This is a genomic window from Streptomyces sp. NPDC091280, from assembly GCF_044768565.1.
GTDB lineage: Bacteria > Actinomycetota > Actinomycetes > Streptomycetales > Streptomycetaceae > Streptomyces.
In genome coordinates this window covers 167649-181765 of the sequence record NZ_JBIVUZ010000008.1, presented here as the reverse complement: position 1 = coordinate 181765, position 14117 = coordinate 167649, and the positions used below count along the sequence as shown (strand labels likewise).

Genomic DNA, 14117 nt, shown 5'->3' with positions numbered 1-14117 from the left:
CGAACCTCGCTAAAAAGTATACTGTTTTGCTGTCGCCGACCAACGAGCACCTTCCGGAGGGCCGATGCTGGACTTCTCGATCGAACCCGAATTCCAGGCCAAGTTGGACTGGGCGGCGGCCTTCGTACGGGACGAGGTCGAACCCCTCGACCTGCTGTTCCCGCACGGCGGCGACCCGTACGACACGCGCAACGAGAAGGCCCGCGCGATCCTCAAGCCGCTCCAGGACCAGGTCCGCGCCCAGGGGCTGTGGGCCTGCCACCTCGGCGCGGAGCTCGGCGGCGCGGGCTACGGACAGGTGAAGCTCGCCTACCTCAACGAGATCCTCGGCCGCTCCTACTGGGCGCCGACCGTGTTCGGCACCGCCGCGCCGGACACCGGCAACGCGGAGATCCTCGCCATGTTCGGCACCGAGGAGCAGAAGGCGCGCTATCTCCAGCCGCTGCTCGACGGGGACATCGTCTCCACCTTCTCGATGACGGAACCGCAGGCCGGGGCCGACCCGAAGGAGTTCGTGTGCCGGGCCAGGCGCGAGGGCGACGAGTGGGTGATCGACGGGGAGAAGTGGTTCTCCTCCAACGCCCGGTACGCGGCCTTCCTCATCGTCATGGCCGTCACCGACCCGCAGGCGCCGCCGCACGCCCGGATGTCGATGTTCATCGTCCCGGCCGAGACCCCCGGCATCGAGATCAAGCGCAACGTCGGCACCATGGACGAACGCGACGCCCTCGACGAGGGCATCCACGCCTACATCCGCTACGACCAGGTGCGGGTCCCGCTCGACGCCATGCTCGGCGGCCCCGGCGAGGGCTTCAAGGTCGCCCAGGCGCGGCTCGGCGGGGGCCGGGTGCATCACGCGATGCGCACGGTCGGCAAGTGCACGCGCGCCTTCGACATGATGTGCGAGCGCGCGCTGTCCCGCCGCACTCAGGGCACTCTTCTCGCCGAGAAGCAGGCCGTGCAGCAGTTCATCGCCGACTCCTGGGTGGAGTTGCAGCAGTTCCGGCTGCTGGTGCTGCACACGGCCTGGATCATCGACACCCAGCCGCACGGCGCGGCCCGCACCCAGATCGCGATGTGCAAGGTGCAGACGGCCAAGGTGCTGCACGACGTGATCCAACGCGCCCTGCATCTGCACGGTTCGCTCGGCACCACCAACGAACTCCCGCTCGCCAAATGGTGGATGGCCGCCCCGAACCTCGCGCTCGCCGACGGCCCCACCGAGGTGCACCGCACCACGATCGCCAAGCAGCTGCTCAGGAACCGGCGTCCGGCCGACGGGCTGTTCCCCAGCGAGCACATCCCGCCCAGGCTGGAGGCCGCCCGCAAGCGGTACGCCCACATCGTCGAGGACGACAGCCTCACCGGCCGGGTGCAGGCATGAGCGGCACCCGCGACACCAAGTCCCTCGCTCCGGCGGACCTGTTCGACCTGTCCGGCAAGGTCGCGCTCGTCACCGGCGGCAGTCGCGGACTCGGGCTGGCGATGGTCCGCGCCTTCGCGACCGCGGGCGCGGACGTCGTCGTCGCCAGCCGCAAGCTCGCCGCGTGCGAGGCGGTGGCGGACGAGGTGCGCGACCTGGGCCGGCGCGCCCTGCCGGTCGCCGCCCACGTCGGCCACTGGGACGACCTGGCACGCCTCACGGACGCGGCCTACGAGGAGTTCGGCCGTGTCGACGTGCTGGTCAACAACGCCGGCATGTCGCCGCTGGCCCCCTCCTCGGCCGACACCAGCGAAGAGCTCTTCGACAAAGTGATCGGCGTCAACTTCAAGGGCCCGTTCCGGCTGGCCTCGCTGGTGGGGCAGCGGATGGCCGAGTCGGGCCACGGGGGCTCCATCATCAACGTCTCCTCGTCCGGCGCGCTGATGCCACAGCCCCGCTTCGGCCCCTACGCGGGTGCCAAGGCCGCGCTCAACGCGCTCACGACGGTCTTCGCGCTGGAGTACGGCCCGGACGTCCGGGTCAACACGATCTCGGCCGGGCCGTTCCTCACGGACATCTCCAAGGCCTGGGCACCGGAGAAGCGGCAGACGACACGCAGCGCGGCCGGACGTCCGGGGCAGCCGGAGGAGATCGTCAGTACCGCGCTGTATCTCGCGAGCGACGCGTCGAGTTATACGACGGGGGCGCTGATCCGGGTGGACGGCGGACTGTACTAGCCGAGCAACTCCCGTGCCTCGTCCAGGAGTACGGGCAGTGCGGGCAGCATGCGCTGGTGCATGCCGTTCAACTGCCCGGACTTCCGGCCGCGTTTGATCAGCAGCGCGGTCGCGGCGGACTCCTTGTACTTGGTGAGCGCCTCGAACCACGCCAGGTCCCGCAGCGCCTCACCGCGCGACTCCTGGTAGACGTCGACGAGCTCGGCCTTCCCGGGCATGCCGGTGGGCTCGTCCGACGCGGCGGCCGGGTGGCGGGCCTCGTCGGTGAAGAAGGTCAGCCAGGTCATGTCGACGCGGGGATCGCCCAGCGACCAGATCTCCCAGTCGATGATCGCCGTGACCGAGCCGCCCGCGCACAGCGTGTTGCCGAGCCGGTAGTCGCCGTGGGTGAACACCGGTGTCATCGGGGCGGGGGCGGTGGCGTGCAGCCGGGCCGCGACCGCCTCGTACCCGGCGCTCAGGTCCTCGGAGACGGTGGTGAACGCCCGGGTCCAGCGGTCGATCTCGGCGGCGAGCGACACGGCCGGTTCCGCCGCGAGCGCCGTCCGCCCCGGGTCCACGCGGTGCAGGTCGGCCAGCATCCGGGCCGCGTCCAGGGCCCGGGAGCGCACCTCCCCCGCCGTGAGTGTGCCGCGCGGCATCAGCACCGGTTCGACGCACTCCCCCGGCACCAGCTCCATGGCCACGAAGGGCTGGACGTCCGGCGGCGAGCCCGCGTCGGAGAACAGCACCTTCGGCACCCGTACCCCCGGCTGTCCGGCCAGGGCCGCCATGAGGCGCGCCTGGCGCAGCACGTCCCGGTTGCGGACCGGGGGCAGGCCGGGCGGGGCCAGCTTGAGGACGACACGTTCGTGGCCGGCCGGAACACCCGACAGGGTGGCCACGTACGTGAGGCTCGACGTGCCGCCAGTGAGCGGCTCGACGGCGTCGACGCCGGCGCCGGGCGTCCAGCCGCCGACCGCGGCGGCCGTGCGGACCGTCAACTCCCGCAGCAGGGCAGGGCTGTTGGTGGCTACGACGCTCATGACTGCCCCTTGGTCCCGTGCTCGGGTGCGGTGAGTGCCGCCACGATGTCGCGGCGCACCAGTTTGCCGGTCACCGTGCGCGGGAGTTCGGTCCAGTAGGTGATGCGCTCGGGGGTCTTGGAGCCGCGCAGGGTGCCGCGCACGGCCGCGCGCAGTGCTCCGGCGTCGACCTCGGCGCCGTCGCGGGGTACGACCACGGCCTCGATGCGCTGGCCCCACTCCTCGTCGGGGATGCCGACGACGACGGCGTCGAGCACGTCCGGGTGGCGCAGCAGGACGTCCTCGATCTCGGCGGGGGCGATGTTCTCCGCGCCGCGGATGATCGTGTCGTCGGTCCTGCCCTCGATGTGGAGGTAGCCGTCGGCGTCGAGGCGGCCCCGGTCGCGGGTGTGGAAGAAGCCGCGCTCGTCGACGGCGGAGCCCTGACCGGCGTACTCCCCCGAGACCTGTTCGCCGCGCACCCAGATCTGGCCGGTCCCGCCCGCGCCGAGGGGTTCCCCGGTCACCTCGCGCACCTCGATCTCGATGCCCGGCACCGGGAGTCCGGCCGAGCCGAGCCGGGCCCGTACGACGGGGTCGTCGCTCGCGACCGCGGCCCGGTGTTCGGCCGGGCCGAGCACCGAGATGGTGGACGAGGTCTCGGTCAGGCCGTAGGCGTTGACGAAGTCGACCTGCGGCCAGGTGCGCAGCGCCGTCTCGATCACGCGCACCGGCATCCTGGCACCGCCGTAGGCGAGCGAGCGCATTGAGGGCACTGATCGGTCCAGGCCGGTCGTGTCCATGATCCGGGCGAGCATGGTCGGCACGACCATCGCGTGGGTGACCGCCTGCTCCCGGACGAGGCCGAGCCAGCCCTCCGGGGTGAACTGGTCGAGGGTGAGGGTGCGCCGGCCGGCGTAGAGGTTCGTCAGCACGTTCGAGACGGCGGCGATGTGGTACGGCGGCACGCTCATCAGGGCCGATTCGGCGGGGTCCGCCGCGGCGAACTCCACGGTGCCGAGCACGTACGACACCAGGTTGTGGTGGCGCAGGACCACGCCCTTGGGGGCCGAGGTGGTTCCACTGGTGTAGATCAGGACGGCGGGGGCGTCGGTCGGCGGGGCCGGTTCGGTGTCGCCGTCCGCGTGGGCGGCGGCCTCCACGAGCCACTCGGCGGGGCTGCGGACCGGCAGTCCGGCCCGGCGCGGGGCCGCGTCCTGGTCGGCGGCGGCGATCACCAGGGCGTGCGGGTGGTTCGCGAGCAGGGCGTCCAACTGCTGGTCGCCCAGGCGGTAGTTGACCGGGACCAGCGGGACCCCGGCGTGGGCCGCGGCGAACTGCGCGACGGCGAAGGCGGGGCCGTTCGTGGCCAGGTACACGAGCGCGTCGGCGTCGGCCGCGCGGATCGTCCGGGCTCCGCCGAGGGCCAGTTCGCGCAGCCGCACGGGGGTGAGCCCGTCCTGTGCGCGGCCGATCACGATCCGGTCGCCGAAGCCCTCGGCGGCCATGTCCAGGATCATCGACACGTTCATCGGCGCGCTTGCTCCTTGTCAGTCCGAGGCCGGGAGCGGCTTCGCGGTCTTCACCGGCAGCGGGACCCCGTTCACCGCGAGGGTGCCCGGTCCCGGTTTCGTGCAGAGGAGTTCGAGGCCGAGTTCCTCGTCGGCGTACCGCTTGCCGAGGAGTGAACCGCCCGCCGGGTCGGGGTCCGCGACGCCGGCGGGGGTCCCGGTCGCGGGCCCCTCGGCCATCGCGGCACCGCCGCAGGTGATGTCCAGATCATGGTCGGGACTGCGTACGACGATCACCGCCGTCGTGTCCACCGTACTGCCGAGCATCTGTCCCACTCGTGGCCTCATCGCAGGTTCCTCCGCGGATCTCGTTCCGTTCCGGGCGCCCGAAGACCAGAAAAAAGTATACTACTTACCTCGATCACGTCGAGATGACGAACCGAGATCATGAGCCGGGATCATCAACCCGGGATCACGAACCGAGTCGACGAGCGGAGTCGCCGGATGGACCTCAAGACCGTGCTGTTCGAGGTGACCGACCATGTCGCCACCCTCACCCTGAACCGACCGCAGGCCATGAACAGCTTCAACCAGGAGATGCTGGAGGAGTTCGCGCTCATCTGGCAGCGGGTGAAGACCGACGACGACGTGCGCGTCGTCGTGCTGCGCGGTTCGGGCGAGCGCGCGTTCAGCACCGGCATGGACGTCAAGGAGGGCATCGACCGGCACCCGAACGTCTGGTCGCAGACCGACCCCGGGGAGTTCCTGTCGCCGAAGCTGAACCAGGTGTGGAAACCGCTGGTCTGCGCGGTGCACGGGATGGCCGCGGGCGGCGCCTTCTACTGGCTCAACGAGGCCGACATCCTGATCTGCTCGCAGGACGCGACCTTCTTCGACCCGCACGTCAGCTACGGACTCACCGCCGCCCTCGAACCGATCGGGCTGGCCCGCCGCATCCCGCTCGGCGAGACCCTGCGCATCGCCCTGCTCGGCCTGGATGAGCGGGTCTCGGCGGCGCGCGCACTTCAGATCGGCCTGGTCAGCGAGGTGCTCCCGGACGGGGAACTCTGGGACCGGGCGGACGAGATCGCACGCGTCATCGCCGCCAAACCGCCGGCCGCGATCCAGGGCACGGTCCGCGCGATCTGGGAGTCCCTGGACTCGACCCGCACACAGGCGCTGCGTACCGGTCTGTCGTACACGCAGATCGGAAACCCGGTCGGGAAGGCGGAGGTGGACCGCGCCGCGGTGCCCCGGGGACGGTGGACACTGCGCTGACACTCCCCTACGCTCCATAAAACAGTATCCTTTTTTACGAGGTTCCATGAAGGGCTGGCTCTGATGCGATTCGGCATGCCCTGGCCGGGCCGTGAAGTGGCGCACGAGGCGGAGGAAGCCGGCGCGGGCGCCTTCTGCGCCGGGGAGTTCGTCGACCACGACGCCTACCTCACCCTCGCCGAGATCGTCGCGAACTCCGAACGCGCCCTGGCGGGACCCGCCATCGCCTACGCCTTCGCCCGCACCCCCTACGCCCACGCGACCGCGCTGCGCCAGCTGCACGCCCAGGCTCCGGGGCGGCTCTTCCTCGGCCTCGGCAGCGCCGCGTTCCGGATCAACCGCGACTGGCTCGACGTACCCGCCGACCGTCCGGTGGACCGGATCGCGGAGACCGTCGGCGCCGTCCGCGCGTGGCTGCACGCGGAGAACGGCGAGAAGGTCCACTACTCCGGAGAGTTCTACTCGCTCGACGCCGATGTGCGCGCGCCCGTGCTCGGCCGGCTCGACATCCCCGTGCTGCTCGCCGCCTTCAACACCCGGATGGCCGCCACCGCGGGCCGGGTCGCCGACGGCGTCATCGGGCACGGGCTGTTCACCCGCTCCTGGTGGGACGACGTCGTACGGCCGTCCGTCGAGCGCGGTACCGCCGGCGCCGGACGCGTCGGACCGCCGCTGGAGCACGGCTGGATCATCACGGCGGTGGACGACCTGGCCCCGGAGCGCGCCGTGGCCGACGCCCGCCGCATGATCGCCTTCTACCTCACGGTGAAGACGTACGACCCGTTCGTCGCCCACCACGGCTGGGAGGGCCCGGTGGACCAGCTGCGCAAGGCGTTCCGGGCCGGTGACACGGACGCGATGGCCGCCGCCGTCACCGACGAGATGCTGAGCGCCATCGCCGTGTGCGGGACGACCGCCGACGCGAAGGGCATGCTGGCCGCTCGCGCCGGTGCGCTCCCCCGTGACGTGGGCTATTTCGCCCCGCCCAGCTTCCTGGTGGGCCGGCGGCGCCGGGCGGCCTACGCCCGTGCCTCGCTCGCCCTGGTCGGCGAGCTGCCCACGCCATGAGAGAAGCGGCGGGCGGCACCCTCGGACCGCCCGCCGCTGCCATCGCGTCCCAGTGCCCTGAAACGCCGTTCCGCCGGTCAGGCGCTCTCGGTGACCGGAGCGAGCTTGCGGCTCTTGTCGAAGTGCACGACATCGGCGAGGGTGCCGCCCAGGATGGCCGCGCGGTCCTCGTCGTTCACGCCCTCGAAGTTCTCCGCGATGCACTCCGCGCTGCTGCGGAAGGTGCCCTCCGCGTGCGGGTAGTCGTTGCCCCACATGACCGTGGACAGGCCGGTGATGTGCCGGGCCTTGACGGCCGTGGGGTCGTCGGCGAACTGCACGTGGATCTGCCGGCGGACGTACTCGGTGGGCTTGAGCGGGTAGGGCCACTTGTCGTTGATCGCGAACAGCCGCCCCATGGAAGGCTGCTCGTTCGGCGGACGGCTGTCGTCCCAGAAGCCGAGCCACCAGTCGGGGTCCTGGCCGGTGCCCGTCTTCCACGCCTTGTCCATGTACCCCATGAAGGAGACCAGCCAGCCGGCCGTGTACTCGATCAGGTTGAAGTGCAGGTCCGGGAAGCGCTCGCACACCCCGCCGCCGACCAGGCTGGCGATGATGCCCTGCGGGCCCGCCACCCCGGCGCCGGCCGCGAAGCCCATGGTCCGGCCCGCCACCATGTCGTCGGTCAGGTTGCCCTTACCCATGTTCATGGCGGTCATCAGACCCCGGACGGTCCGCGCCGTCCCGGAGATCTCCTCCTTGACCTTCACCCCGCCGGTGGCGACGTGGATGAACACCGGCATCCCGTGCGCCTGGGCGGCGGCCCAGATCGGGTCGTACTCCCGGGCGTAGTACGGCAGCGGCGGGATCTCCGGCAGCAGGATCGCGCCCAGGCCGAGGCCCGCGCAGCGCTCGATCTCGGCCACGGCGGCGGGGACGTCCGTGATCGGGATCGCGGCGGTGGGGCGCAGCCGGTCCTTGTAGGGGAGGTACCGCTCGACGAGGTAGTCGTTCCACACGCGCGCGTGGGCCATCGACAGCTCGTGGTCGTCGGTGAACAGGACGAAGAGCGAGAGGTTGGGGAACATCACCGAGGCGTCCACGCCGTCGAAGTTCATGTCCCGGATGATGTGGTCCGGATCGCCGTCCGGGGTCTCCCCGCCGGTCTGGCGGTACTTGGAGATCGTCCAGCCGTCGAACCCGATCGTGTGGAGCTTCTTGAACTCCGTGTGGCCACCCGGGACGATCGGCTCGTCGAGGGTGAACTCCTCCTCCCACAGCGCGCGTTCACGCAGCTCCTTGGGCAGGCGGGTCTTGAACAGATCGACCGGCTCGATGATGTGTGAGTCGCCGGACACGACAAATTCCTTGAACACAGGCGGTACCTCTTTTCGAACTCCGTCGTTCGTAGCCATCAGGCCGACCCCCAGATATCTGCGAAGTTAGCTGTACCGACCGGTCGAGTCAATAAAACTGGCACACTCCTGCCCCGCCCTCCCTAATTCAGTACACTCAACACGGGACACACTTGATGAGGAGACGGCTCATGACGACGACGTACTCGTTCTCTTCGCGGCTCTACATCGACGGACGGCACACCGACGGCACCTCGGACGCGCGGATCGTCGTACGCAATCCGGCGACGGAGGAGACGGTCGCCGAGGTTCCGGACTCCTCGCCCGGGGATGTGCGGCGGGCGGTGGAGGCGGCGCGGCGGGCCTTCGACGAGGGGCCCTGGCCACGGCTGCGGCCCGCCGAGCGGGGTGCCGTGCTGCTGCGCCTGGCGGAGGAGCTGGAGCGGCGGCTGCCGGAGCTGGTCGCCGTGAACATGGCCGAGGCGGGTTCGGTGCGCGGGCTCGCGGAGACCTTGCAGACCCGGGTGCCGGTGGCGCATCTGCGGGACATGGCCGAGCGGGTGATCCCGGCGTTCGCGTGGGAGCGGCCGATGGATCCGACGATCGCGCCGGGCGCCGGTGTCTTCCAAGGGGTGCTGCGCCGCGAGGCGTTCGGGGTGTGCGCGCTGATCTCGGCGTACAACTTCCCCTTCTTCCTCAGCATGATGAAGGTGATCCCCGCTCTCGCGGCGGGCTGCACCGTCGTCCTGAAGCCGGCGCCCCAGACCCCGCTCGACTCCCTGCTGCTCGGCGACTTCGCGGACGCGGCCGGGCTGCCGCCGGGGGTGCTGAACATCGTGACCGGCGATGTGGAGGCCGGCCGCGAGCTGACCACGCACCCGATGGTGGACCTCGTCAGCTTCACCGGGTCGGACACGGTGGGCCGCGCGGTGTACGCCCAGGCCGCGGCCTCCATGAAGAAGGTCGTGCTGGAACTCGGCGGCAAGTCCGCCAGTGTCGTGCGCGCCGACGGCGACCTCGACGGCGCCGTCCGCGCCGCGTTCTCCGGCATGACCACCCATGCCGGGCAGGGGTGTTCGCTGCTGACGCGCACCCTCGTGCACGAGTCCGTGCACGACGAGTTCGTCGACCGGCTGCGTGCCGCCCTCGCCGGGGTCAAGGTGGGTGACCCCGCCGACGCGGCCACCACGATGGGGCCACTCATCAGCGCGGCCCAGCGGGACAAGGTGGAGAAGCTGATCCGGGTCGGCGAGGAGGAGGGCGCCCGGATCGTGTGCGGCGGCAAGCGGCCGGCCGGGCTCGACCGGGGCTACTTCGTGGAGCCGACGCTCTTCGCCGCCGTGGACAACGCGATGACCGTCGCCCGGACGGAGTTCTTCGGGCCGGTCGGCGTGGTCATCCCGTTCCGCACCGACGACGAGGCGGTGCGCATCGCCAACGACAGTCCCTACGGTCTGGGCGGCGCCGTGTGGAGCGCCGACACCGTGACCGCGTACGAGCTGGCGGCCCGGCTGCGGACCGGCGGCGTCACGATCAACGGCGGCAGCGCCGGGGTGAGCCCGCGCGCCGCGTTCGGCGGCTACAAGCAGAGTGGACTCGGCCGGGAATGGGGCGAGTTCGGGCTCGACGAGTACCTCCAGACGAAGACCGTGAGCTGGGCGGCCCGCTGACGGGTGCCCAGCGCGTCAGGCGGTGAGCACCATGGCCGATCCCATGCCACCGCCCGCGCACATGGCCGCGACCGCCGTGCCTCCCCCACGGCGGCGCAGCTCGTGCGCGAGGGTGACGATCATGCGGGTGCCGGTGGCCGCGATCGGGTGGCCGAGGCTGCATCCGCTGCCGAAGGGGTTCACCCGCTCGGGGTCCAGGCCCAGTTGGCGGGTGGCGGCGACGGCGACCGCGGCGAAGGCCTCGTTCACCTCGAACAGATCGACGTCCTGGATCCGCAGCCCGGCCCGGTCGAGTGCCTTGCGGATGGCGGCGACCGGGGCCAGTCCGGTCTCGACGGGATCGACGCCGACGCTCGCCCACGACCGTACGGTGGCGAGCGGGGTCAGCCCATGACGGGCGGCGACCTCGGCGGAGGCCACGACGACCGCGGCCGAAGCGTCGTTCACCCCGCTGGAGTTGCCCGCGGTGATGGAGTAGCCCTCGATCTCGGGGCGCAGCACCTTCAGTGCCGCGAGCCGCTCGATGCTGGTGTCGCGGCGCGGGTGTTCGTCGGTGTCGAAGACGCGGACGCCACCGCTGCGGTCGGTGACCTCGACGGGGACGATCTCGTCGGCGAACCGCCCCTCGTCGATCGCCCGGACGGCCCGCCGGTGCGAGCGCAGCGCCCAACTGTCCATGTCCTGGCGGGAGATGCCGGTCAGCCGGGCGGTGTTCCACCCCACGAGCGTGGCCATGTCGTCGTTGGGCGCCTCGCGGGTCGGCGCGTGCGAGGGCGACATCCAGGGGTCCTGCCAGTCGTCGGTGCCCGGAATCCGGCGCCGGGCCTGCGGGTTGGTGGACGAGGACTGGGTGCCGCCGGCGACGACCGCGCGGTCCATGCCGGCGAGCACGCCCGCGGCGGCGGTCGCCACACTGGCCAGCCCCGACGCGCAGTGCCGGTTGTGGGCGAGCCCCGGCACATGCGTGAGCCCCGCTTCGAGTGCCGCGTACCGGGCGATGTCCCCGCCGCCCGCCAGGGTCTCCCCGAGGACGACGTCGTCGATCAGGTCGAGCGGCAGCCCCGAGCGCCGTACGGCCTCGCGTACGACGACGGTGGCGAGGTCGAAGGCGCTGGTGTCCCGCAGCGTTCCCTTGCGGGCGGTACCGATCGCGGTGCGGCAGGCGGCGAGCAGAACGGCATCAGTCATGGAATTGATGATACTCAACTAGGCGTTGGGCGGGAAAGGATGCCCCTGAAACGGCACTTGATCTCGACCAGCGGCGCAAAAGAGGATACCTTCTTGAAGGTATTGATCCGCTGCGGACCGGGTGGTGGCTGGTGAACTTCGAGCTCAGCGAGGAGCAGGCCATGCTCCGCGAGGCCTCCCGCGACCTGCTGTCCGACCGGGCCCCCCTGACCGTCGTACGAGCCTCGATGGACCGCTCCGAGGACGTCGACCCCGAACTGTGGCGGCTGACGGCCGACCTCGGCTGGCCCGGTCTGGCGCTGCCCGAGGAGTACGGCGGGTCGGGTCAGGGACTGGTCGAACTCGCCCTGGTCGCCGAGGAGATCGGACGCGCACTGGGCCGGGGCCCCTTCCTGCCGACCGCACTGGTCGGCCGGGCCGTCGACCGGGGCGGTGCCGAGCGGCTGCGGGCCGAGGTGCTGCCCGCGCTCGCCGCCGGGGAGAGCTGGGCGACCTGGGCCTTCGCCGAACCGCACGCGCCCTGGACGCTGGACGGGATCCACGCCACCGCGCGCACGGACGGGACCGAGGTCGTCCTCGACGGCGTCAAGACCCTGGTGCAGGACGCCGGCGGTGCCCGCTGGCTGCTCGTCACCGCGCTCCACGACGGTGCGCCGGCGTCCTTCCTCGTCGACCGCGCGGCTCCCGGTGTCACCGTCCGGCGGCAGCGGGTCCTGGATCCGACGCGCGCCTTCCACGAGGTCCGCCTCGACGCCGTACGCGTACCGCCGTACACCCGGCTCAATGGCGGGCCGGACGACATCCAGGTGCTGCACGACGAGGCGTCGGTCCTGCGGTGCGCCGACGTGCTGGGCGTGATGGAACGGATGCTGGAGCTGACCGTCGAACACACCAAGAACCGGGTGCAGTTCGGGCGGCCCATCGGAAGCTTCCAGGCCGTGAAGCACGCCTGCGCGGACATGGCGCTCTTCGTGCACGCCACCCGGGCCGCGACGTACTACGCGGCGATGGCCGCCGACGCCGGGGCCGACGACACCGCGCGGGCGGCCTGCGCCGCCGCCTCCTACGCCACGGCCGGCAGCGGTGAAGTCGCCGCGCGGGCCCTCCAGTTGCACGGCGGGATCGGCTTCACCTGGGAGCACGACCTCCACCTCCATCTGCGCCGGGCCAGGGCCGACCGGGTGCTGTACGGGGACACCGCCGTCCACCGCGACCGGCTCTGCACGCTGCTCCAGCGGTCCGCCGCGCCGGTCTGAGCGCAAGCGAAAGGGAATCGAAAGCGATGGAGATCAAGGGCAAGAAGGCCGTGGTGTTCGGCGGGGCCTCCGGCATGGGCCGGGCGAGCGCCGAGCTGCTCGCGGCACGCGGTGCCGAGGTCGTCGTACTCGACCGTCCCGCGTCGGCCGGTGCCGAGGTCGCCGCCGCGCTGGGCGGACGCTTCGAGCCGGTCGACGTCACCGACTTCGAGGCGACGGAGAGCGCGCTCGCCGCCGCCGTGGAGGCGCTGGGCGGGCTGCACGTCTCGATCACGACCGCCGGCGGCGGCAAGGCGAAACGGACTCTCGGCCGCAGCGGTCCGCACGACCTCGACACGTTCCGCGCCGTCCTCGACCTCAACGCCGTCGCGACCTTCAACATCAGCCGGCTCGCCGCCGCGCACATGAGCCGCAACGAGCCCGAAGAACCGGACGGCGAGCGCGGTGTCATCGTCAACACCTCGTCGATCGCGGCCTTCGAGGGGCAGATCGGGCAGGTCGCGTACGGGGCGTCGAAGGCCGCGATCGCCGGTATGTGCCTCACCATGGCGCGCGACCTCGGCCCGTTCGGCATCCGGGTGCTGGCCATCGCGCCCAGCCTGTTCGACACGGGTGCCGTCGAGAAGATCCCGGACGAGGTGCGCGCGTCCCTGGTCGAGGACGCGGCGTTCCCCAAGCGCCTCGGCCGGCCGGAGGAGTACGCGAAGCTCGCGCTCGCCATCGTCGACAACCCGATGCTCAACGGCCAGTGCCTGCGGCTCGACGCGGGGCAGCGCTTCGCACCCAAGTAACCCGAGTAACCCGAGCAGCTTGAGCGGCGCCGATGCAGCCCAAGTGGCAGGCGCGGTACGGCCATTCGGACCAGGACGACGACAGGAGCAGACGTATGCCGGGGCTTGAGGAACACCAGGGCAAGGTCGCGTTCATCACCGGGGGCGGGCGCGGGTTCGGCAAGGCGTTCGGCGCCGCGCTGTCCGCGCGGGGTGCGCATGTCGTGCTCGCGGACGTCGACGGCGCCGCCGCGCGGTCCGCCGCGGCCGAACTGGCCGCCGCCGGCGGCAGCGTGACGGGCGTGGAGTGCGACGTGGCCGACGAGGTCGCGGTCGAGGCGGCGCTGGACGAGGTCGTCGCACGCCACGGCGGCCTCGACATCCTGGTCAACAACGCGGGCCTGCACGCCGCCTACAACCGGCCGTTCACCGAACTGGGCCTCGCCAAGGTGCGACGCGTGCTCGACGTGAACGTCATGGGCGTCGTCATCTGCTCCCTCGCCGCGCGCCGGGCGATGCAGGGCAGGGCCGGTGCCAGCATCGTCAACATCTCCTCGTCGGCCGCCTACGCCAACCGAAGTGTCTACGGCGTGTCCAAGCTCGCCGTGCGCGGTCTGACGGTGTCCTTCGCGCGGGAGTTCGCCGACGACGGGATCCGCGTGAACGCGATAGCGCCGGGGCTGATCCTCACGGACACCGTGCGCGCCCAGCTCTCCGAGGCCGAGGCGAAGCGGGTGTTGGGCGAGCAGATTCTCCAACGCAACGGCGAGGAGCGGGACATCGTCGAGGCGCTGCTGTATCTGGTCTCGTCGAAGGCGTCGTTCGTCACGGGTGAGACGCTGCGGGTGACGGGCGGGTTCGCGCTGTCGATCTAGGGT

The 14117-nt window shown here is 71.4% G+C and carries 13 protein-coding genes; 8 read left to right on the top strand and 5 right to left on the bottom strand.

Annotated elements, in window-relative coordinates:
- The first annotated feature begins 64 nt into the window (after nucleotides 1–64).
- A complete protein-coding gene (locus ACIQPR_RS24610; protein WP_403651845.1) occupies nucleotides 65–1384 on the top strand; it encodes an acyl-CoA dehydrogenase family protein in 1320 nt (439 codons plus the stop codon).
- Nucleotides 1381–2160 carry an SDR family NAD(P)-dependent oxidoreductase gene (locus tag ACIQPR_RS24605; protein ID WP_403651843.1) on the top strand — a complete coding sequence of 260 codons (780 nt, stop codon included), beginning with the start codon at nucleotides 1381–1383 and terminating at the stop codon, nucleotides 2158–2160. Before ACIQPR_RS24610 ends, ACIQPR_RS24605 begins: the two co-directional genes overlap by 4 nt.
- Here ACIQPR_RS24605 and ACIQPR_RS24600 read toward each other — a convergent pair.
- From ACIQPR_RS24600 to ACIQPR_RS24590, 3 genes are read right to left on the bottom strand one after another with little or no spacing between them, the layout of a single operon-like run.
- The gene (locus ACIQPR_RS24600) at nucleotides 2157–3185 is read right to left on the bottom strand and encodes a phosphotransferase family protein (RefSeq protein ID WP_403651841.1); all 1029 of its coding nucleotides are present in this window, start codon (nucleotides 3183–3185) and stop codon (nucleotides 2157–2159) included. The two genes, ACIQPR_RS24605 and ACIQPR_RS24600, sit on opposite strands and share 4 nt — an antisense overlap.
- Nucleotides 3182–4696, bottom strand: a complete 1515-nt coding sequence (locus ACIQPR_RS24595) for a class I adenylate-forming enzyme family protein (protein WP_403651838.1) — start codon at nucleotides 4694–4696, stop codon at nucleotides 3182–3184. Before ACIQPR_RS24595 ends, ACIQPR_RS24600 begins: the two co-directional genes overlap by 4 nt.
- Nucleotides 4697–4714: 18 nt before the next feature.
- A complete protein-coding gene (locus ACIQPR_RS24590) occupies nucleotides 4715–5023 on the bottom strand; it encodes a hypothetical protein (RefSeq protein WP_403651836.1) in 309 nt (102 codons plus the stop codon).
- 156 nt (nucleotides 5024–5179) lie between these two features.
- On the opposite strand from ACIQPR_RS24590, the gene ACIQPR_RS24585 reads away from it, so the two are divergent.
- Both ACIQPR_RS24585 and ACIQPR_RS24580 read left to right on the top strand, forming a co-directional pair.
- Entirely contained in the window at nucleotides 5180–5953 is a 774-nt protein-coding gene (locus ACIQPR_RS24585) for an enoyl-CoA hydratase/isomerase family protein (protein ID WP_403651833.1), read from the top strand.
- 63 nt (nucleotides 5954–6016) lie between these two features.
- Complete coding sequence (locus ACIQPR_RS24580; protein ID WP_403651830.1) at nucleotides 6017–7021, top strand: LLM class flavin-dependent oxidoreductase; 1005 nt, start codon at nucleotides 6017–6019, stop codon at nucleotides 7019–7021.
- A gap of 77 nt (nucleotides 7022–7098) precedes the next feature.
- Here the strand turns inward: ACIQPR_RS24580 and ACIQPR_RS24575 are convergent, their stop codons facing one another.
- The gene (locus ACIQPR_RS24575; protein WP_403651827.1) at nucleotides 7099–8358 is read right to left on the bottom strand and encodes an amidohydrolase family protein; all 1260 of its coding nucleotides are present in this window, start codon (nucleotides 8356–8358) and stop codon (nucleotides 7099–7101) included.
- A gap of 188 nt (nucleotides 8359–8546) precedes the next feature.
- On the opposite strand from ACIQPR_RS24575, the gene ACIQPR_RS24570 reads away from it, so the two are divergent.
- On the top strand, nucleotides 8547–10025 hold the full coding sequence (locus tag ACIQPR_RS24570; RefSeq protein ID WP_403651824.1) for an aldehyde dehydrogenase family protein: 1479 nt from the start codon (nucleotides 8547–8549) through the stop codon (nucleotides 10023–10025).
- A 15-nt stretch (nucleotides 10026–10040) separates the two neighbouring features.
- Here ACIQPR_RS24570 and ACIQPR_RS24565 read toward each other — a convergent pair whose 3' ends face one another.
- The gene (locus ACIQPR_RS24565; protein WP_403651821.1) at nucleotides 10041–11213 is read right to left on the bottom strand and encodes a thiolase family protein; all 1173 of its coding nucleotides are present in this window, start codon (nucleotides 11211–11213) and stop codon (nucleotides 10041–10043) included.
- Nucleotides 11214–11344: 131 nt separating this feature from the next.
- On the opposite strand from ACIQPR_RS24565, the gene ACIQPR_RS24560 reads away from it, so the two are divergent.
- From ACIQPR_RS24560 to ACIQPR_RS24550, 3 genes are all read left to right on the top strand, one after another.
- Complete coding sequence (locus tag ACIQPR_RS24560; protein WP_403651818.1) at nucleotides 11345–12469, top strand: acyl-CoA dehydrogenase family protein; 1125 nt, start codon at nucleotides 11345–11347, stop codon at nucleotides 12467–12469.
- A gap of 26 nt (nucleotides 12470–12495) precedes the next feature.
- Nucleotides 12496–13260: an SDR family NAD(P)-dependent oxidoreductase gene (locus ACIQPR_RS24555; protein ID WP_403651815.1), complete on the top strand. Its 765-nt coding sequence runs from the start codon at nucleotides 12496–12498 to the stop codon at nucleotides 13258–13260.
- Between the two features lie 95 nt (nucleotides 13261–13355).
- Nucleotides 13356–14114 carry an SDR family NAD(P)-dependent oxidoreductase gene (locus ACIQPR_RS24550; RefSeq protein ID WP_403651812.1) on the top strand — a complete coding sequence of 253 codons (759 nt, stop codon included), beginning with the start codon at nucleotides 13356–13358 and terminating at the stop codon, nucleotides 14112–14114.
- Nucleotides 14115–14117 lie beyond the last annotated feature (3 nt).